Origin of the sequence: Frankia sp. AvcI1 (assembly GCF_001420875.1) — a bacterium.
GTDB classification, from domain to species: Bacteria; Actinomycetota; Actinomycetes; order Frankiales; family Frankiaceae; genus Frankia; species Frankia alni.
Genome location: NZ_LJFZ01000013.1, coordinates 1 through 20,734, shown reverse-complemented (window position 1 = coordinate 20,734; position 20,734 = coordinate 1). Strand labels below are relative to the sequence as shown.

Sequence of the window (20,734 nt, the reverse complement as noted above, 5' to 3'; positions counted from 1 at the left end):
GCCCCGCTCGCCACCGACCCCGCGGTGCAGAACCTGGTGATCGATCGTCTGACCGACCGAGTCGTCAGTAACGTCGACGTCAGTCAGGTCACCGCGTCGCTCGACGGCGTCCTCGCGCGAAACGGGGTTCCNCCCGTTGTCGTGGACCACGCCGACACACTGGCCGGCGCGCTGAAGACCGCCCTGACCAGCGCGGTACATCAGGTGGTGCAGGGAGTGGTCACCAGTGACCAGTTCTCCGNGGTATGGGAGAACGCCAACCGCCGGGCACATGCCGCCGTGGTGAAGGTTCTCACCGGTAAGGGCGGGCGCGCCGTGCAGGCCAAGGACGACACGATCGTGTTGGACATCGGCCCGGTCGTCGACAGTGTGCAGAAGCGGTTGGCCGACGCCGGCTTCGAGAAGGCGAGCAGGATTCCCGACGTCGACCGAGAGATCGTGCTCCTGCGGACNGACAAACTGACCGGGGCTCAGGACGCCCTGCGTCTACTCGCCGTCCTCGGCCNCTGGCTGCCGGTCGCGGTCGTGGTACTCGCCGCGCTGGGCGTGTGGCTGGCGCCCTCGCACCGCGCCGGGCTCATGGCCACGGGCATCGGAATCGGCGTGGCGATGATCGTGCTGCTCGTGGGACTGGCCATCATGCGCCAGGTCTATCTGGACTCCGTCCCGCCCGACACCCAGCCGCGGGACGCGGCAGCGGCCATCTACGACACGCTCGTCCGTTTCCTGCGAGACAGCGCACTCACCTGGCTGACCATAGCCATCATCATCGTGGTCGCTGGCTATCTCTTCGGGCCGGGACGCGGCGCCCGCGCCGTCCGCTCCGGCGCCGCCCACGCCACCGGCGCCCTCGGTCGGGCCGCGACCCGGGTGGGTGTGCGCACCGGCGCGGCGGGCCGATGGTTGGCCAGGCATCGCCGCCTCATCAGCGGGCTCGTCGTCGGGGCCGGGGCGCTGGCCCTGGCGCTGTGGAACTCTCCGACCCCGTCAGCGGTCGCCCTCGTCCTGGTGATAGTTCTGTTCACCCTGGTTGCGCTGGGTGTCCTTGCCGCCGCCGGCACGACCCGACCCGGTCCCGAGAGCCCCGAGGGCAGGCGTTCCGACGGCGTCGTGGGGCCGCCGACCACCTGACACCCACGCCGATACGCACGGCCCGGTTCAGGCCGGCGACCGGCCGAAGGCGATGCGGACCAGCGCGGGGAACATCCCCCAGACACCCGGCCGCGCGGCCGGGACCCCGGGCGCGTGCAGGGGAATCCGAATGCGTAGAGCCGCCGGAAGCAGGCGGAGATCCAACGGTGGCGGCAGGCGCAGCGCCTCCCCGTCCACACCGACGCTGACCGGTCGCGCGGAGTCGATGCGCAGGGTGGGGCTGGTCCACTGGTGGAAACCGCGGAACCGGCTGATGGCACCCATGGACTCGAGCGCGACGAGGGCGGGCAGGTCGCGAGCGCGATCGACGCGCAACGCCGCCACGCCAAGCCGGCCGCTGTCGAGCCGGGGGCGGGTACCGAAACCACCAAGGCTGTGCAGCTGGTAGGCGTTGTTCGACACGAGTAGGACGTCCGCGGTCGATCCGGCCTGACCGTCCGGGCCGGTGAAGCGAAGATCCGGCGGTGCGNGGTCCACGCCCAGCAGGTCGGGCAGCATCGCGGCCGCCGTTCCCATCTTCGCGTCACGGTAGCTGTCGGACTGCACGATTTCGGCGTAGACGCCCAACGAGACGTTGTTGACGAACACGCGGTCACCGAGCTGACCGAGGTCCACGCGCTGCTCGACGGCGTGGTCGAACGCGTCGAGCGCCCCCACCACATCCTTCCGGTCGAGGCCAAGGTCAAGGGCGAAGTGGTTACGAGTACCGGCTGGGACGCAGACGAACGCCATCCCGCGCCGCCGCGCCACGTCCGCGACCAGTGCCTGCGAACCATCGCCGCCCGCCATGCCCACCACGTCGGCTCCGTGGTCGGCGGCGTCCTCGGCGAGGGAACGGAGATCAGCGTGTTCCGTGAGGGTAACGACCGTGATCCCGCGCCGGGCGGCCTCCTGAGCGAGATGGTGGCGGTCGGCGGCGCCACCCCCGGATCGCGGGTTCACCAGCAGCACGCCGCGCCGCGCGGCTCCGACCATGAGCCCCTTGGGTCGGTGTCGTCCGAAGGCGCCGCGCGCCGCGGTTCCCGACGTGACGAGCAGGCCCGCGGTGACCAGCGCGGTGGTCAGGCCGACCACCCCCGCGAAGGCGATCAGGCCGCCGAGTGTCACGGCAGCCACGACAGCCGCGATCAGGCGGCGCAGCCCCCGTCCGACCAGCGCCGTCCAGCCCGCCACCAACGCGATCGTCACGGCGGCGACCGAAACCGGCAGGGCAATCGGCCGGTCGATCAGCCGGGCAAGTACAACAGTGACCACCGCGGCGAAGCTCACCAACGCGGCCGAAGCCGCCACCCGCCGGGAGCGGGACACCGACGCTCCCGCCCGCCGCCGCCCCGCCCGGCGAATGATCCCGAAATGCACGATTACCCATCCTTCCTGGCTTCACAGCCGCCCCGCCGGGATCAGGTTCTCCTCGCGAGGCGTACCCCGTTCAGCCCTCGGTGTGCCTCCATGACCAGGGGNCCCCCGACCATGCACACGGCGGCGGTTGTGCTGCACCGTGACAGCATCGCTGAGGTGGTGATGCGGGCGTTGACGAAGAANCCCGCCGACCGCCAGCCCGACGCCCATGCCTTCGCCCTCGACCTGGCCGCCGCCGCTGCCCTCGCCGCTGGGCCGGACAGTACGGCTGTGGAACATTCCCTGAACACCGGTTCGGCCGGGTAGGAGACATCGCTGAGGCGGCCGAGCCGGCAGGCTCGATACAGGTAAACGCCCTCGTCGAGCAGGGCCGCCCGGACCTGGGGGCGGGGCTGGCGTCAGCGGACAAGACCNTCTCGCCGGCGTCCGCGACGAGCCAAGTCCCGCAGGCGGTCGGATTAGTTTCGCCTTTACCAGCTCCGGTCGATGCTGGCCGGCACCAGTCTGATGACATGGACGGGTGCCGGCGACGCGATGGGGACCTCGGATCGACGAGCGGTTCGCTCGGCCGCTGCGGCGCGGGCTGCCCGCGTCGGCCCGGACACCTGGGGTGCGCGTCGTCGAGGCCGCCGGTGCGCTGCTGCGCGTCCGCGACGTCGGACAGGGGCGGACGGTGGTGTTCGTCGCGGATCCGCCGGTCACCGTGGAGGCGTACAGCGAGGTGATCAGCCGGCTCGCCGGGCGTCACCGGGTGGTCGTCCTCGAACCGCCGGGATTCGGCTTCTCAACCCCGCCGGCCGGCTTCGACGGCTCCTTCGCCGCGACCGCCCGGGTCGTCGAGGCCTTGCTGACCGACCTCGGCGGCGCGCCGATGGGGCTGGTGTTTCCCTGCGCGTTCGGCTACCTCGGCCTGGACATCGCCACCCGCCGCCCCGACCTGGTCGACCGTCTCGTGCTCACGCAGGCCCCGAGCTGGGCACAGGAGATCGCCTGGCGGGACTCCGTCGCCCGCAGATCGCCGCTGCGCTGGCCGGGGGTCGGCCAGCTCCTCCTGCGGCCGTGCGCGCCGCTGGTCGCCCGCTCCTGGCTGCGCGCCGCCACAGCCGACGCCACGCTGACCGCCACGCTCGTCCGCCACAGCGACGCCGCGTTCGCCGCGGGGGCGACGTTCGCCCTCGCCACCGCGTTCCAGACCTACCTCAACGGCCCCGCCCCGACCCTGGCGCCGACCGTCCCGGTCACCCTGCTGTGGGGCGACGCCGACCGGTCCCACCGCGGCAGCGATCCGCAGACGCTCCGCGACCACGTCCCCTCTGTCCNTATCCACCGGTTGCCCGGGACGGGGCACTTCCCCGAGCTGCAACGCCCAGACGCCCTCGCCGCCGCCCTGGCCGTTGACGCAACGACGTGACACCTCCGCTCATGGCATCCCACTGTCCGCGACAGCCGGAGGGGGCCGTGCCGGAGCCCGCGGTCCACGTCCAGCTCGCCCAGGCCGCCGCCACCGCGCTGGACGTGCTGGCGACGCTGCGGGCCTCCCGCACCCCTGCGGGGGTCTGCGGCGGACACCGGGTCGGGGAAGTTACAGGGCTAGTCAGGCCCCCGCGACACCGGCGACGGCCACTAGGACGGCGAATCCAGCCCGGCCGCCGGCGCGCACCGCGGCCGGNAGGTTGGCCCCGTCGGCGCGATGCAGGATGCCGTTCATCAAGCCGGNAACGACGGAGATGGCGACGATCGCCGTCGCTGCGAGGACGACCGTGAGGCCGATGTGCACGGAGCACTCCCGAGGGGCACGAGGTTGCCCGACGCCTTGATCGCGCCAAGCGCCGCGCTTCCCCCACGGCGCTGCAGATTCTATGAGGTCTCGGCGGGGGCATCTTCCCCGGCCACCTAATGGATCTTGCCGGAGACCGGTTGATTTTTGACAGGCCTGAATGCTCTCGCCGGCATCGTCCAATCCCCTCCGCGTGATCATGATGGTGGTTCGGGGGATTCGTCGTCTCGGGCGCGCAGGAGACGTAGGACGGCCATCGCGCGGCGGACGCGTACGGGGTTGCGACTCAACAGGGCGGTGATTCCTGCGAGCAGGGTCAGGACCGCGTCGGGTAGGTAGCGCAGGACCAGGACGACGGCGATCAGGGCCGGGGGCGCGGCCATGCCGGCGGCGACGGTGCTCATGGCTGTCCTGCGCGCACTGTCATCGGCCGGCCAAGCGAGGGCCGGGCAGCCGCGGCCAGTGCGGGCACCCGCCGGGGGAAGGCGGGGTACCTGGGGCTCGCCTCCCGCTGGGTATGCCACGGCATGNCCATGGCACCCGGGCCGGTTGGGGGCGGTGGGGTGCACGGGAGCGGGAAACGGGGACGGCAACCCTCACCGGGCGGCAACTTCGATTGCCGACTGTTCGGCAATCGAAGTTGCCACCAGCCCAGTGGGTCGTGGCGCTCGCCGCTGCGAGACCGGAGGCGGGCACCAGAAATCGGACACTCCCATTAGTGGCGGTGTCCGATTTCTGGTGCCCCCTCGCCGGCCCGCACGGCGCACTCGCTGCCAGCGACAACGGACGTTGTCAATAGCAGTGAGTGCGTGTCACCACGAGTAGTGGTGACGGTGCGAAAACAGTGGTCGTTTCGCGTTGTCCCCGCGGAGCGTGGAAAATGCGACAACCGTGATTGCCTGCCTTACGCGGCCGGTCGCCGGACAGGTTTTCTCTCGGCACGACAACATTTGTCCCCCGCCGGGGCAACTGTCATTGCCGCCTCCGCGAGGCCGGTTATCGTCCCCGCCGTGGGTGATCTCGACGCCGTCTGGCAACTACTCGCCGCGCACCCGGCCACCGAGGACCCCCATGCCGGCGCCCTGGACTACCTGACCGCGCTCACCCGAGCCCAGCAGGCCCTCGCTGGCGAACTCGACCGTGCCGTCCTCGCCGCCGTCACCGCCGGCGCCGACTGGGCACAGATCGGCCGGGCCACCGGTCGCNCCCGCCAAGGTGCCCGCCAACGCTGGAACCGCTTCCTCCCCCCACCAGCCCCACCCCCGACACCAGCCAGCGACGCATGGCTGCCCGTACTCTCCGACGATCCCTGGGACCGCCGCCCTCCGCCCCGTTACAGCCCACCCGAACTCCTTCACCCTCGCCTGCACACCCGTCTCGCCGACCACCAGGTCCGCCATGACCAGCCCCCCGACGACCCCTGGCCCGCTCATCACACCCACTGACGACCAGAACATGCGATCTTGCGCGAGAAATCTTCGTCTCCCCGAAAAGATCAAAAACGGGAGCGTTGTCGTCGGTCATGCGTGGCCCGGGGGTCAGATGCCGTTGTCGGTCAGGAAGTGGAGCACTGTGAGGGCCAGCATGACCGTGNCGGCGAAGGCGCATGCGCCGCACTGGATCGCGGCCGGGACGGATGCGTGATCGGCTATTTGTAGGAGGGTCCCGGTCAGCGCGGCGATGACGCCGAGCAGGACCGCGATCAGGGTCAGGAGGATGCGGGTGGTTCTTGGCTGGTGTGGTGGGGCGCTGCTCATCGCAGTTCCGTTGTGGTGAGCAGGCCGGTGGTGAGGTGGTCGGCGAGGTCGGTGCGTAGTCGGTCGGCGGCGTCGGCCAGGNCGCGGTGGGCGATGATCTGGTTGTCGAGGTCGGTGAGGACCGCACCGATGCGTTGCTGTTCGCTCAGTGGTGGGCGGGGCAGTCGCAACGATCCGAGGGTGCTGGTGCTGATCGAGGGGATCGCGGTCGCTGACTGTGCACGTCGGGCGATCCAGCTCTGGGCGGCTCGGGCGGACAGGACCGCGAGCAGGTAGGCGGGGTCCACACCGTCGTGGNCGCGTAGGCGCATGAGGTTGGTGCCCAGGAGCCATCCCTGNTGGGCGGCGTCCACGCGCGCGAGCGGTCCGACCGTGCCGGTCCGCACGAACAGGATGTCGTTCTCGCNCAGGGTGAAGCGGCTCATTCCGTCGGTCTGCTCCGGGTGGATCCGCCGGGTGGTGTCCGTGCGCACCCGGCGGTCCACCAGGTCGCGGGGCGCGACCAGCCCGAGGCCCCGCTCGGTGTCACGCAGCCGGCGTGCCGTCTGGTGGGAGGGGCCGGACTGCAGGTCGCACAGCTCTTTCAGCGGGACGGTGGACCAGCCAGGGGGATGATCCCCGACGGTGGTGACGCCGGGATCGACGCTGATGTCCTGGACTTTCGCGTCGGNGCGTTCGGCCAGCCACAGCTGTTCTTCCAGCATTCTGATCGGCCGGTGCGGTGTCGAGGCCGGCCGGTCTGGGGCGGTGCGGGCCGCGAGGTGGTCGGCGGGGTCTAGGGAGTATCCGTGCTGGGCGAGTTCGGTTCGCGGCACGGCGCGGGCCGACACACCCTCGTACGTGACGCAGGTGGGGCCGGTCAGGTCCGCGGGGCACGCGCGCCACTGCTCCAGGCAGGCGACGACCGTACTGATCTCCGCGGTGGTGAGGATCCNCTGCTGCCCCGACACCTGGNCGCGGCCGTGCACCTCGAGGAACAGCACGTCGTCACCAGGCCGTGTGCCGGGGGCACGCAGTCCCCACAGCATCGCCGCGACCCGTGTCGGTGCGAATAGCTGCCGCGGCAGCGCGACGATGAACTCGACCGTGCCGGTGTCGAGCATGTGCTGGCGCAGGCGCTGTTCCCGGTCGTCGTCGGAGGCGGCCGCGCGGTTGGGCATGACGACGCCGGCCTTCCCGCCGGGAGCCAGTGATGCCAGCANATGCTGGAGCCAGGCGTAGTTGTCGTTGTGCGCGGGTGGCGGATCGAACAGCCAGGTGTCGTACGGGGCGCGGGTGGAGGTCGCGTTGAACGGCGGGTTCGTCACGATCAGATCCGCGAGCGCCGCGGGTGCCTCCCGCCAGGGCGTCGGCGAACCCGGTGTCAGCCGGGCCTGGCCGCCACTGAGGCGGATACCCATCTCGGCCAGCCGNCACAGGTCCGGGTCCGCGCCGCTGCCGGACAGCGTTTCACCGACCCGGCCGCCTTCCACGCGCCGAGGAGCATTTCCCCTGCCCGCGCGTACGGGTCGTGCAGGTGAACCTGGTCGCCCGCACGGACGAACAGAGCCATGATCAGCTCCACCAGGGAGCGTGGAGTGGTGGCGGGCGGGCCGCTGTGCGTGTCCCACAGTTCGTAGTGGCGGAGCAGGTCACCGAAGACGGTGCGGGGCAGGTCCTCGCACCGTCGCATGATCTGCCCGAGGTCCTCCGCGGCCGGCCCGCCGAGCGCAGCGAAGCTCGTGCGGGCTTTCCCGGGGCTTGAGGGCAGACCCTGGGCTGCGCGGGCCGCCTCGATGCGCCCCCCGATCCTGCGTATCAGCCGTTGCGGGTCGCTTTGCCTGTCGCTGGCGGCGTGGACGTCGTCGCGCAGCCCGGCCCAGGACGCAGGATCGCTGTGGCGCAGGAACAGCAGGCCGGTCACGAGATGCAGGTAGACCGCGGCGGAAGCGCTCCCACGGACACGGCGTCCCAGCGGGCCGAACAACTCCGTGAGGATCTCCTCCGTGGTGCTGCCCCGCGAAGTGCCCGGCTCTACCGCGCGGCGTACCCGGCCGGCGTCGGTGGTGCCCTCGGATTCGCCGCCGTGGCGTGGGGTGGTGCTGTCCTGCGAGGTGCCCGGCCTTACCGCGCGGCGTACCCGGTCGGCGTAGGTGATGCCCTCGGGTTCACCACCGCGGCGCTGGGCGGCGGGCACACGGCGAGCGGACAGCCAGGCCAGTACCTCGCTGAGGGAGAATCGCTCCATCCCACCGTCGTCTTTCGGCTGGGGGAAGTCCGGATGGCGACGCTGCCAGTTCGTCACCGCGACTCGGCTGACCCCCGCCCACTGGGAGATCTGTCTGCGGGTGGNCAGAAGCTCCGGGGCGACCGACCACGCATGCGCACGGCCCGGCGGCGGTGTGCTGTCGTAAGGCATGACGACATAGTCACGGAACAGGACACACCTTGGCAAACGCGCATCGCACTGCGCAACTCGACCGCCGCGCGGTGAGGCAGCCACCAATATCTCATCTAGCTGCGTAACAGGGACTTCTAGCGTCGTGGCCGCCCGCACCAGGGGTTAACAGCAGGACGAGTATCGCCGCAAGTCNGCGCACCGCCTCGGCGGTCGNCGCCCTGGTGGGGAGACGGCCACCGGAAGGCGGTGAACGACAAGCACCGTTGCCTGTCCGGCAACATCCATTGCCGCCATTCGACAATCTTGCTTGTCGGCAACGGGTATTGCCGTCCCGGCAGGCCGTAACGGTGCAGCAGCCGCAGGGGCTTGCGTGCCTGATCGGCGGTGACGGGCTGGCCGTCGCCGCCGGTACGGTGCGCGGACAGGTAGCCGGTGACCGCGGGCGTGGCCCACCATGCCTCGGGATGACCGGCCGGGTCGCAGACCGCGGCCAACGCCAGCGCGGGGCGGGCCAGCCTGACGGGCTCGACCAGGTCGGCGGCGTCCAGGGCGAGCAGGAGCGTGACGGCCACGGGCCGGTCGTAGCCATCCGGGCCGGCACCCCGGCCGGCCGGCATCAACGCGTCCAGCCGCTGCCCGCCAGCGGCATAGCGGACCAGGTAGGCCGTACACCCCTCCTCTTGGTTGATCATGTAGGCGGCGGCGTGGGACAACGCCAACGGCAGGTGCCCCACCGCCGCGGCCAGGTCGGCGGCGCGCGCGTCGAGCAGATGGGGCCGGCCGGCGTCGGTGAGCCGGTCGGTCAGATAGGCCACCGACTCGCCCGGGGCGTACACGTCGACGTCGACCTGCCGCCGCCCGGAACTGGCCAGCGCGGCGTCGCGCAGACGGGTGGTGACCAAGGTCCATCCGCCAGGCCGGTGCGGCGGCCACCAGCCGCCATGGCGGGTCGGGTCGGCGAGGTCGGCCGGGTCGGTGAGGTCATCGAGGACGACCAGCCAGCTGCGGTCGGTGGTGCGCAGCCACTCCAGCAACGCCCCGGCGTCCGCAACCAGGTCAGCGCCGGTCGGCGCCGGGCGCACCGACCCGCACCGCCGCCCGGGCGTACATGTCGATGACCTGACCGGCGGCCACCCACACCACCAGGTCCGCGCCCTGCCCCAAGGCGTCGTGGGCGAACCACGCCGCCAGCTGCGACTTCCCGNCCCCNCCCCCNCCCGCCAGCACCCGGGTGCCCGGACCCGCGCCGGCGCGTCCGGTATCACCCTGGGCCAGGACCACGTCCTCACCACGGCGACGGGCAGCCACAACCTGNTCCCGCAGCTCCTTCCGGGGCTGAAATGCCGACGCCAACGCCGGAGGCCGCCCCACCAGGACCGGCCACACCGGCGCCGGCCGGCCCGGAAAGTAGTTGTGCTGGGTGTTGCCGTCGCCCTGCTGCATCGCGGCAGGGCCGACGAAAACGTTGCCCGGCCCGGGCCGAACAGACTGCCCTGGCCAGTCAGGCTGACCGGGCCGGTCAGGCTGGTCGGGGCCGGGGAATGGCGTGCCCGTCACGCGGGCCAGGCACCGAAGGTGTTGGTCTGCTGGTTGTGATCACCCTGCTGGATCGCGGCAGGCCCGGTGAACAGATTCCCGGCGAGGGTGTGCCCGCCGCTGGTGCTGGCGGCGGCCCGGACCTGCTCCACCGCCTCGGCGAGCGCGGCGGCGAAAGCGGGGTCGTGGTCGGTGGCGTCTTCCAACGCCAACTGCAGACGCTGCCGGGTCCGCGCCGACAACTCCCCTGTGTTCTGGGCTTCTTCGGCGACGCGGGCCAGGACCGGGTCGCCCTCGCCCAACGCCTGGCTCACCAGATCGTGGACCCGGTCAAGACCGGCATCGACGACCCGATCGGTTTCGGCGTCGACCCGGCCGCCGACCCGGCGGGCCTTACGTAGCGCCCACGCGGCCAGCACCCCGACCGCCACCTCAATCCCCGTCATCCATCTCCCCCGATCCGACCGCCGTACGCACCAGGACAGCCACGGTGCGCGCACCATCCTCCACCCTTCGAGGAACAGCGGAACGAACAGGCAAGATTCCGGCCGCGTCCCGGGACTTGCCCGCGCCACCGAGGCTCACCGTGCACGCAAGTCCAGACATCAGTGCAGACGTCTTCAGACATCGACACGCGCCCCACCGAGCGCCGTGTCCACTATTGCGCTGACCACGATCTTTTTCGGGTTGGTCAGGCGGCTTGGGTTCGGGGTCGTCCCCAGTGTTGTTGGCGTTCGCTGCGGGCGCGTTCGCGTCGTTGGGCTTGTAGGACGGTGGGGTGGCGGGCGTAGGTGTTGCGCCAGCGCAGGTAGTCCTGCAGTCGGTGGGCGAGNGTCGGGTGGTTCGGGTGGTTCGGGTGGTTCGAGTTGCTCATGGTGAAGGTGCGTAGGGGTCCGAACTGGGCCTCGATCGGGTTCGCCCACGACGCGTAGGTCGGGGTCAGGCACAGCTCGACGTTGTTCCGTGCCGCCCAGCGGCGGATCTTCGGGGTGGTGTTCGCGGACAGGTTGTCGCAGATGACGTAGACCGGGGCGCCGTCGGGGCGGGCGGCTCTGATCGATTTCAGGGCGGCCAGCGTGTTCTGGCCGCCCTTGCGTTCGCGGGTGACGCCCCACAGCTGGTCGTCGCCGAGGGAGTAGCAGCCGTGGAAGTAGCGGATCCCATGGGTGCGCCGGTAGGTCGCGGGCAGCCGGTCCGGATGCCCCTGATCTGCCCAGCCGACTCCGTGGGCCGGGCGGATCGACAGNGGTCCGAACTGGTCGAACGCGAAACAGCGGTNGGGGCAGACCGCGGTGAGGTACTCGATCCGGTCGAGTTTCGCGTCCTTGTCCGGGTCGGTGGACTCCTTCCACGTCCGGGTCCGCTGGAAGGAGATCCGATGGGCGTGCAGGATCTGCCGCAGCCGTTCCCGGCCCACGGTGACCGTCCGCTCGGGGTTGTCCGCCAGGTAGGCGGCGAGCTTGCGCAGGCTCCAGTGGGTGAACGGCTGACCATGTTTCGCTGGGCGGGCGCGGGCCGTCGCGACGATGAACGCCTCGTCGGCAGAGCTGATCAGGCGGGGACGGNCTCCCGCCCACCGAGGGTCCAGCGCTCCCAGACCGATCTCGTTGAACCGGTGGATCACCCCCCGGACCGTGTCCTCGTCGGCCTGGACCAGGTTCGCGATCGCGGGGACCGGGGTCCCACTCGCCGACGCCATTATGATCATGGCTCGGCGGACCCGGATCGAACCATGCTGCCCACGGCGCACGATCGCCTGCAGTCGCTGACCTTCCTCGTCACTGAGCCNCCGCGCACGAACCGACTGTCCTCCCACCGGGCTCACCTCCCAGATCGGCATCAACCACCGATCCCGACGCTGCACCCGACACCACCCGAACCCCAGCACCCCGCCCGGCGTGTCCTCACAACCCGAAAACATTCATGGTCAGCGCACTAGGTCCGGAGTCACGTCCTACGGACACCGGCCTGGGAATCTTCGGTGGTCCTCCACCGACTGATCGCTATCAGCGAGCTGAGCGACAACTGTGAGCCAGACCTGGTCCGAGCAGGAGTCTGCCAGGGTCGACCTTGCTCCTCGCTGCGCTCCAGTCACAGGTCATGACGCCTGCCACGCGATTGCGGCACGGCGCCCGCCAGCAGTGTCCCCGAGATGAGCAGCAGCGTGNCGTAGCAGTGATGTTGGTCGTGGTAGGCCTCCAGCGGNCGCCGTCGAACGCGCACGTACGACAGTCTCAACGTTCAGCGAGCCGCATGCTGGACACATGATCGTCAACTCGACGCGAAAGAATCTTGAANTCCGCTGTAACCGACCCAGAGCAGCCGGACCTGAGACAGGGGATCGCTAAATGATCACCACGTCGGCCAAATTCGATTTCCATAGCTATTGGGGCGTCACTTGGTGGAGAGCGTTCAGGCAACAGATCCTCAGAGGCAGTCCGAGATCTGGGACGAAGCGATCCGAGCCGTGCTGGAGGGTGCAGCCAAGGCGGTCCCGCCCCTCGGGCGCGCCGAGTGGCGCGTGTTCGCAGCAGTGCTGCACGAGACGGCGGCAAGATCGCAACAAACCTGCGTGCTGTCCGTCGCGATGATCCAAGAATACTCCGGCATCGCCAGTGACCGACTGGTACGCGCCGCGCTCACGAGTCTACGCGACCGCAAGCTGATCACCTACGAAGCCCGACGGGGTNGGCCACGGGCAGGAGAACCGGGGCGCTGTCACGTCGGCGTGCCGTACGCGCACAGCGAACAGCAAGCAAAAGCGGCTCCCTTGAGTACCGGATAATCTGCAACAATGCGGCATGNCATCATGCCGCAAAAGAAGTGAGGCCATTTTTAGCACACGCAGGCAAGGGTCGTTCAACCTTCCCGCAACTCGACAGATAATTCACAGAGACGACCACCACGCCTGGCGCACCCCTAGCCTTACCCCGGACCGTCATTCAATCTCTAGGACACTGGGGTACACTTGATTGGTATTCGAAATTTTGGACGCCTCGGCGCATTTCTTCTTTCGCTGCTAGCGATAGTTGGCTTGGGGGTCGTCACTTTTGTTGCGCCAGCCTCCGNCGCGCCCGTCATCTCCGAAGCGGCCGCCACACCCGCAAAGGCAGCGTCGGTCGCCCCCTCAGACGGAAAGATCGTTCAGTATTACAACGGTCAGGTCCTCTCGTGGAACAAGGACACCTGGAACGGCGCCAAGGTATGCGTCGTGACCACGCCGACCGAGGTCCACTGCTTCGACTCCCGAAAGGAGGCGGACGCCTACACCAGCACTGCCGACGGGGGGGCGACTACCCAGGGCTACGACTGCTCCCCGGGCAAGTACAGCTACATCGTCGACGCCCCCAACTATAGTNGGTACGCACTAGCATTCCGAGACTGGGGCTACTGGCAAAACCTTTCTCAGTGGGTCAGTGTGCCCTGGACAGTCAGGTCCTGGGACAACATCAGCATGAGCTGCAAGGGTTACCTGCGGTGGGGCAGCGGAGGCTCCTGCCACTACATCGCGCCGTACACCGGCCAGCCGAACATCAATATCCCATCGTCGCAGATCTTCCTGCAGAACCCGTCGAACCCGCCCGCGCCGGGCTGCTAAGGAGATTTCACTGAGCCTGACGGTGTGCGGGCGTGATTGATCCCGGGCCGGTCGCAGCGAACGGGCTGCGACCGGCCCCCAGGGCATCAATGGGTTTCCCCTACCGCCGGGACCTGCCGCTGCACAGTGAACTGGGTGTAGTCGGCCACGGTGGGGCGTTCCGGCAGCTTCAGACCGGGCGGCGCAGACGGAAGGTAGACGGTCTCGACGGTCAGTTCCTCCCCGTCGTCAGAAAGCAGCAGATAACCGAACGCCGTGGCGAGGCTTTCCGGTCCCGAAACCTGCACACCGACAGCCCGCCCGTCGCGCCCCGCCCGGTCGGTGACCCTCCCCGCGTCGAAGACACCGGGCGTCTCGGCGAGGACCTCGAACAGCGCCGCGTTCTGCGCGGCGTTCGTGTCACCCTCACGCAGCCGCCCCAGCACGGCACGGGCGACGTCGGTACCGCTCGGGATGCGGCCCTGGGCCCGCACCGGCGCCTCGAGGGCGGCGCGCAGCCGGCCGGGATCGGTGGGCAACGGAACCTCGCCTGCCGCAGCCGCTATCTCGGTCGGCCCGTGCCCGGCCGGAGCGGGTTGCGGGCCACNGACATCGTGCCCGGCCCGGTCGACCTGCTGCAGAAGCCGGTCGACGTGCCGCGATCCGTCCGGTCGTCTCCATTCGGCCACAAGGTAGGTGGTGGCGGTCGTGGTGGCCTTCCGCCGGNCAACGGTCACGTCCAAGCCATAGGTCTGACGCACCGTGTAGCGCACAGGTCCGACACCCACGACCGGGGCGGTCCGCTGATCGCGCGCGGCAGCCAGCAGCGCCCCGACCGCCGCCTGCCGATCCCCAGCGGTCGCGGTCAACAGCGGCGTCGGCAGCAGCGGCGCCGCCGTGGCCGTGTCACGCCCACCGATCACGTTCACCGCGGTCAGCAGCAAAGCCAGCACCACCACAGCGGCCGCGGAGGCGACCACCGCCCCTGGCCGCATCCGGCCCCGCCACCCAGGCGAGTACGGCGCTGAGACCCGCATCGTCCGCAACACCTCTGCCGCCCGCCGCCGCTGCGCACGAGTCGGCGGCCGCCGCGGAAACGGATCCGTGCCGGCCAGCATCAACCGGACGGCCTGCAGGTCGTCCTCGGCGGCGACGCCGTCGGTGTTGTGGTCGGTCGATGTCATCGAGACCTTCCCAGGGCAGAAGAAGACGGCGAAACGTCTGCGGGGACAGGCCCCTCGATGAGGGCCTCCAACCGACGGCGGGCGCGGTGCAGTCGAACCTTCGCGGCGGCCGGGGAGACCGACAGCGCGGTCGCGAGCCCGGCCACGTCCAGGCCCTCCCACACCGCGAGGGTCAGGATCTCCCTGTCGTCCTCCGACAGACGTTCCAGGACGCGCACAGCCTGATCACGGCGAATGGCCTCGTCGGCGACAACATCCACCCCGACGGTCGGATCAGCCGTGGCCGCCGAACCCGTCATAGACAGCCTGGCGGTCAGCCGAACGGCCCGCGCCTGCGACCGGCGGCGGTTGCGTACTGCGTTACCCGCGATGGCATACAGCCATGGCAGTACCTCCGCGGCGTCGGGCGGCCGTTTCTCCCACGACCGCCACACCACCAGGAAGGTCTCCGACACCACGTCCCACGCGGCAGCGTCCTCACCCAGCCGACGCCGCGCGAAACGCAGAACAGCCAGGTGATGGTCCTGGAACAACGCCTCGAACAGCGTCACGGCGGAACGCGGGGGCACGGAAGATCCTTCCTCAGGCATCTCCCCTACAGGTCCGACCGGCAGCCGAAGTTACAACCCCACCCACCCGACCACCACCGTGGAGCCAGCATTCCGCCCGGTCGGGCCGCTGGCCCCGACCGGGCTGAGATCGTCGCATGCACCCCACGGGCGTGGGGAGGACCCACCGGTCGACCCGCCGCCAGGTCGCCAGTCCGGATCACCCTCACGGACGTGGGGAGGACCCCTCCAGGCGGAACCCCGCGCGAGACGTCGACTTTCGTGGCCCTACAGGGGGTCAGTTTTCAGGAAGCTGCGACAGCTTGGGGGTGCCGTCGTCGGCGTGCTCCCCACGCCCGTGGAGGTGANCCGTCGAAGCGGTCAGAGCGCCGCACGCGCGAGCAGTGCTCNCCACGCCCGCGGGGGTGATCCGCCAGTACGCAGCGCCTCGTCGAACGGGTCGATGTGCTCCCCACGCTCGTGGGGGGTGATCCGTGGTTAGCCGCGGGCGTCCGAACGCAGCACGGGTGCTCCAGAAGTCGCATGAAATTACCGCAAGGGACACGCTCGATGTGATTGTGCATGTCTGCACTTGCGGCCAGGTGCCTGCCGAGGATCGCGACGATGCCGTCGGCGATGGCACCAGCGATGATCATTTCAGCGGCGCGTTCGGTGTTGGCTGTGGCGGCCCAGCGGACGACGCGGGTGGGGGCGGGTGTCGGCTTCCATAACGAGCCGCCAGTGCTCCAAATATTCAAACGGTGTGGTTGCCGCGATCCGGAAACGGGAAGCAAGCTCAACGGCAGCTGCCCCAAGCTTCCTCGCTCGGACCACGGCGGCTGGTGGTTCGTCCACGATGTACCACCGGGGCCCGACAGTCGACGCCGACGCACCACCGGTGGACCGTTCGGCACCGAATCTGATGTCAATAAGGCTCTGACAACTTCGCTGGCCGAGATGCGTGACGGCAGGAGACCTGAGGGTGCCGATCTCACGGTCGGACGCTACCTGGATGACTGGCTCGACGGGAAGGCAAGTCTCGCTCGCTCCACCCGGCATTCGTACGAAGAACACATCCGTCTCTACCTGAGGCCCGGCCTCGGGCACCTGCGCCTGGTCGATCTACGCGACTTCCATATCGAGAAGCTCTATGCCGCCGCCATGATGATCGGCCGGGAACCGAAAGGGAGGCCCTNGCCGCTTTTGACGCGGCTTCTGGAAGTTCGCCGGGACAATCCAGAACATCGCCGACCGCTGAGCGCCACCCGACTGCGCCGTGTGCATGCAACCCTGGTGAGCNCACTCAACAGCGCGGTAAAACGAAGGAAGCTCCGATACAACCCTGCCGAGCACGTCGAACTACCCAAAGCGCGAAGAGTCCGCCCGCTCGTCTGGACCGCGCCACGGGTCGCCGCCTGGCAGCGCAACGGCACCCGACCCTCTCCGGTCATGGTCTGGACCCCGCAACAAGCGGGTGCCTTCCTGGACTTCGCCGAAGCGGACCGCCTCTATCCGCTGTGGCACCTCATCGCCCACCGCGGACTGCGTTGCGGGGAAGCCGCCGCACTCGGCTGGACCGAGATCGACTTTGAGGACGACAGCATCTACATCCTCGACAACCTTCCTGGACCCAGCTCCAGCGCCGACGATGCCGACATCGACATCTACGAGGATCCGAAAAGCGAGGGAGGTCACCGGACCATCAGCCTGGACGAGACCACCCGGGACGTCCTGGCCGCCTGGCAGAACCTCCAGAACGAAGAACGCGCTGTCTACGGCACCGCCTGGACCGACACAGGCCGGGTCTTCACACATCCCGGCGGCAGCGAGCTCACCCCCGACGGCATCTCCCAGCGCTTCGAACGCCTCGTCGCCCGCTTCGCCACAGTCCGCCGCGAGCACGCCGAACACGGGTGGAGTGTCGAACAGCTCGCCACTCGGCACCGGATGCCCGCAGAGGCCATCGAGACCGCGCTGGACTTCGGCCCGCTGCCCCCGATCCGGCTGCACGATCTCCGTCACACCGCCGCAAGTCTCACCTACCGCGCCACCCGCGACCTCAAGATCGTCTCAGAGCTCCTCGGACACGCTTCCGTCCACTTCACGGGAGACGTCTACACATCGGTCTTCTCCGACGCCGACCGAGCCGCCGCAAAAGCCGCCGCCGAGATCGTCCCTCGTCGTCGCCCCCCAGGCGCGCGCCCTCACGCCGCCTCCCCGTCCCAGGAGGATCCTTCAGCAACCCAATCGGAAATTGACAGGCCACTGCCTGACGGTCCCGAGCTTGATCTATGACCAGCCAAGGGCAAACCCCGGTCCTTCACGATCTCACTCAGCCCGGAGACCGGCGTCCATCTCCACTGCGGCTGCCCCTTGATTTCGCGCAGGCCGCACTCTCCCGGCTGAAAGCGATCGCGTTGCCATCCGCCGCGTCCTCGAACCGCCGCATGCTCTCCCTCGTACCGCGCGACGCGGCCCGCGGCCCGGCATCCCGCTGCNGAGCACTCNCAGTCATCGACGAAACAAGATCGACACCTGATCATCCGCAGTTCGGCACCACCACGGCACCACCAGAGCGAGTCATCGATCTTCAGAGCAGCCGAAGAGCAGCAAACGTGCAGGTCAGAGTGGGTGGGGCGGGTGGGGCTCGAACCCACGACCGACGGATTATGAGTCCGCTGCTCTAACCGGCTGAGCTACCGCCCCCTGAGCCTGGTCCCCGGGCGTCCGGCAGTGCTGGAGCGTCGAGTGCCTACAGCGTAGCGGGTGGGTTCGGGCGCGGCGCGGGTGCTCGGGCAGGGCCACTTGGGCCCGAGGCCCGTGCCTGGGGCGGCCTCGGGCCCAGGCGCCTGCAGCTCGAGGGGGACGCCGTCGGCGTGGGCGGCCTCTGTCCGCGGCAGGACGTTCGCGGTCGTCCAGATGCGATGCTCATCGAGTGGACGACCGCGGCACGCGCCCGACCGTCACCCCTGGGCCGTAGCCGACGTTTGATCCCTGACAGGGCATCACCTGAGACCCGTAAGCATTGGGATGATTGGACCTATGGTTTGCGGGCCACCGCGCCGTAGCCGTCGACTGCCGCGGCGCCCTCGGCGTCCGGTCGCCACTGCGAGATCGACACCAGGCCCGGCTCGAGGAGTTCCAGGCCTTCGAAGAAACGGGCGACCTGATCCGGGCTGCGCAGGATGTAGGGGACGGCGCCGGTGTCGTCGTAGCCCTGCTGCGCCTCGTCGAATCCCTCGCTGGTGTTGGTGCTGTCCCACAGCAGCAGATAGCTGCCGGCAGGGACGGCCTCCACCACCCGCGCCACGACCGCGCGCGCCTCGTCGAAGTCGGCGAGGTGGCCGAGGATTCCCATGAACATGACGACGATCGGCTTGGAGAAGTTCAGCACGTTCCTGGCGTCGGCGATGATCTGGTCGGGTTCGTGGAGGTCACCGTCGACGTAGGTGGTCACGCCCTCCGGCGTGGTGTTGACCAGCAGGGCGCGGGCGTGNGCCAGCACGAGCGGGTCGTTATCGACATACACGATGCGGGACTCGGGGGCGAGACGCTGGGCGACCTCGTGGGTGTTCTGCATGGTCGNCAGGCCGGTACCGATGTCGAGGAACTGGTGGACGCCCACCTCACCGGCGAGGTGNCCGACGGCCCGGATGAGGAAACGTCGGGATTCCTTGGCCAGGGTGACGATTCCCGGGAACGCCTTGATGTAGGCGTCGCCCGCCTCGCGGTCCACCGGGTAATTGTCCTTGCCGCCCATCCAGTAGTTCCAGATCCGGGCCGAATGCGGCGTCGTCACGTCGATCTTCGGATGGTCCACCGGGTCCGGGGTGCCATCGCGCTGCTCAGCCACGTCTCTCCTCATGCTGGCTCGGCCCGGTAAAGGCCGCGAAGTCGAATGATTCAGCCGGAACACGGCCCGGCGGCCACACGGCACTGATGGCAGCCTCGGCCACCAATGTGAGGCTAAATCACTGCGAACAGCAGCGGATCAACTACAGGGACATGGGAACCCAACAGCGCTGTTGCTCCTTCCTGGCAGCTTGACGAACAACAAGCGCATCAGCCGCTGTGGTTGAGGTAGGTGATGACGGCCCGGACGCGGCGATGTTCGTGCGTGCGCCGACCTGGTGGCGGCCGACGAGTTCCCGCCGCGCCGGGCCGAGTCCCTCGGTGGCGCGGGCGGCAGGCAGCAGCCCCCGGGCGAGTGCTCACAGCTCGGCGAGGGCGTGTCGAATTCGAGCGGCAGGGCCGTGGCGGCCAGCACCGCGTCGAGCAGACACGTCTCCTGGTCCATCCGGATCCGCTGGTCCGGACGCTCCGCGCCGGTTAGGGGGCGTTAGCCTGGCACGAGGCCACGCCATCAGGCGTCGCAGTCGGTCGGGTGCCCTGGTCGGTCGGGTGCCGCGGTGGGCGGGGAACGAGGGAGGACGCGGGTGAGTAGAGGCGGCGCGGTGCGACCGAGCGCCCAGNGGACGCGCGAGCGGCTGCTGCTCGAGGCCGCCCGGATGTTCGCCACCCGCGGGTTCCACGGGACGTCCATCGACGATCTCGGCGCCGCGTCCNGCATCAGCGGGCCGTCCGTGTACAAGCATTTCGGCAGCAAGGACGAGGTGCTCGCCGAGCTGCTGATCGACATCGGCCAGCGGATGCTCGACAGCGGGCAGGCCGCCGTCGCGGCCGCGGGCGACGACGCGGACGCGCTGCGCCAGCTCATCGCCTGTCACGCCGGCTTCGCCACCAGCGAGCCCGACCTGATCAGGGTGCACGACCGGGACATGGCGAACCTGTCGGCCGAGGCCGCCCACCAGGTCAGGTCCCGGCAGCTCGCCTACACCCGGCTGTGGGTGACGCCCCTGCGCGCCCTGCGGCCCGGTCTCACCGAGCGGCAGGCCCAGATCGAGGTACACGCGATCTTCGGGCTGCTGAACTCGACGAAGTACAGCGACATCGGCATCGCGGCGCGCACCCGGCTGATCGGGATGGCCGAGCGCGCGCTCTCGCTCGCAGCCTGACGGGTCCGCGGCAAGCGGTGTCGCGGTGGACGAGGTGTCGCGGTGGACGAGGCGAAGCGGTGCCACGGTGTCGCGGGCTCCGTTTCAGCCGCCCAGTTTGACTGCGCGGTGGACGTCGTCGGCGTAGGCCTCGGGCTGTTCCCAGGCTGCGAAGTGGCCNCCGGCAGGGTGTTCCACATAATCGCGGACGTTCAGGAACGCCTGCGCGTAGCTTCGCGGCTCCGGTTTGAGGTCGCGTGGGAACACGGAGAGCACGGTCGGCGTGTCGATCCGGTCGGGGAGGGCGGCCGGTTCGACGTAGGTGGTGAAGGAGGTGCCGATCGTGCCGGTGACCCAGTAGGCGGTGACCCAGGTGAGAAGCTCGTCCGGAGTGAAGGCCGAGTCGTCGGACCAGGATTCCAGTTTCTCGATGATCCACGCCGCGAGGCCGGCCGGTGAGTCGCCGAGGG

Annotated in this window: 10 protein-coding genes, 1 tRNA gene and 7 pseudogenes; 6 read left to right on the top strand and 12 right to left on the bottom strand. The window is 69.5% G+C overall.

Annotated features, from left to right (window positions below):
* Window positions 1-1,622: 1,622 nt before the first annotated feature.
* Window positions 1,623-2,127, bottom strand: a 505-nt coding sequence (locus UK94_RS52730) for a diacylglycerol kinase family protein (protein WP_268761378.1), incomplete at its 3' end; no start/stop codon positions are given.
* Window positions 2,128-3,031: 904 nt separating this feature from the next.
* Here UK94_RS52730 and UK94_RS52725 point away from each other — a divergent pair.
* Window positions 3,032-3,830: pseudogene (locus UK94_RS52725) on the top strand (alpha/beta hydrolase); the annotation flags it as partial.
* A gap of 1 nt (window position 3,831) precedes the next feature.
* Window positions 3,832-3,922: pseudogene (locus tag UK94_RS73925) on the top strand (alpha/beta hydrolase); the annotation flags it as partial.
* A gap of 563 nt (window positions 3,923-4,485) precedes the next feature.
* On the opposite strand, the gene UK94_RS14940 reads toward UK94_RS73925, so the two are convergent.
* The 5 genes and pseudogenes from UK94_RS14940 to UK94_RS52705 all read right to left on the bottom strand — a co-directional run.
* Window positions 4,486-4,692 (bottom strand): hypothetical protein, encoded by a 207-nt coding sequence (locus tag UK94_RS14940; RefSeq protein ID WP_011606503.1) that lies wholly within the window; start codon window positions 4,690-4,692, stop codon window positions 4,486-4,488.
* 5,286 nt (window positions 4,693-9,978) lie between these two features.
* Complete coding sequence (locus UK94_RS14905) at window positions 9,979-10,407, bottom strand: chromosome partitioning protein (RefSeq protein WP_083866905.1); 429 nt, start codon at window positions 10,405-10,407, stop codon at window positions 9,979-9,981.
* Window positions 10,408-10,794: 387 nt separating this feature from the next.
* A partial coding sequence (locus UK94_RS52720) for a transposase (protein WP_235488017.1) occupies window positions 10,795-11,207 on the bottom strand: 413 nt, incomplete at its 3' end.
* Window positions 11,208-11,240: 33 nt separating this feature from the next.
* Window positions 11,241-11,526, bottom strand: a pseudogene (locus UK94_RS52710) (IS630 family transposase); the annotation flags it as partial.
* Window position 11,527: 1 nt separating this feature from the next.
* Window positions 11,528-11,669, bottom strand: a 142-nt coding sequence (locus UK94_RS52705) for a helix-turn-helix domain-containing protein (RefSeq protein ID WP_313949513.1), incomplete at its 3' end; no start/stop codon positions are given.
* 1,746 nt (window positions 11,670-13,415) lie between these two features.
* Here UK94_RS52705 and UK94_RS33800 point away from each other — a divergent pair.
* Complete coding sequence (locus UK94_RS33800; protein ID WP_157734283.1) at window positions 13,416-13,559, top strand: hypothetical protein; 144 nt, start codon at window positions 13,416-13,418, stop codon at window positions 13,557-13,559.
* Between the two features lie 1,159 nt (window positions 13,560-14,718).
* Here UK94_RS33800 and UK94_RS14885 read toward each other — a convergent pair.
* The gene (locus UK94_RS14885) at window positions 14,719-15,291 is read right to left on the bottom strand and encodes a sigma-70 family RNA polymerase sigma factor (RefSeq protein WP_041939702.1); all 573 of its coding nucleotides are present in this window, start codon (window positions 15,289-15,291) and stop codon (window positions 14,719-14,721) included.
* Between the two features lie 1,428 nt (window positions 15,292-16,719).
* On the opposite strand from UK94_RS14885, the gene UK94_RS52700 reads away from it, so the two are divergent.
* A complete protein-coding gene (locus UK94_RS52700) occupies window positions 16,720-17,565 on the top strand; it encodes a site-specific integrase (protein ID WP_235488077.1) in 846 nt (281 codons plus the stop codon).
* A 337-nt stretch (window positions 17,566-17,902) separates the two neighbouring features.
* On the opposite strand, the gene UK94_RS14875 is transcribed toward UK94_RS52700, so the two are convergent.
* The 5 genes and pseudogenes from UK94_RS14875 to UK94_RS52680 form a co-directional block, all read right to left on the bottom strand.
* Window positions 17,903-17,976: transfer RNA gene (locus tag UK94_RS14875), tRNA-Ile, on the bottom strand.
* Window positions 17,977-18,310: 334 nt separating this feature from the next.
* A pseudogene (locus tag UK94_RS52695) lies at window positions 18,311-18,766 on the bottom strand (SAM-dependent methyltransferase); the annotation flags it as partial.
* A 1-nt stretch (window position 18,767) separates the two neighbouring features.
* A pseudogene (locus tag UK94_RS52690) lies at window positions 18,768-18,855 on the bottom strand (SAM-dependent methyltransferase); the annotation flags it as partial.
* A gap of 1 nt (window position 18,856) precedes the next feature.
* A pseudogene (locus UK94_RS52685) lies at window positions 18,857-18,910 on the bottom strand (hypothetical protein); the annotation flags it as partial.
* Window position 18,911: 1 nt separating this feature from the next.
* The coding region (locus UK94_RS52680) for an SAM-dependent methyltransferase (RefSeq protein WP_235488015.1) at window positions 18,912-19,135 on the bottom strand (224 nt) is incomplete at its 3' end.
* A 622-nt stretch (window positions 19,136-19,757) separates the two neighbouring features.
* On the opposite strand from UK94_RS52680, the pseudogene UK94_RS52675 reads away from it, so the two are divergent.
* Window positions 19,758-19,835 (top strand): annotated as a pseudogene (locus UK94_RS52675) (TetR/AcrR family transcriptional regulator); the annotation flags it as partial.
* Window position 19,836: 1 nt separating this feature from the next.
* The coding region (locus UK94_RS52670; RefSeq protein ID WP_268761366.1) for a TetR/AcrR family transcriptional regulator at window positions 19,837-20,285 on the top strand (449 nt) is incomplete at its 5' end.
* Window positions 20,286-20,734: the final 449 nt, after the last annotated feature.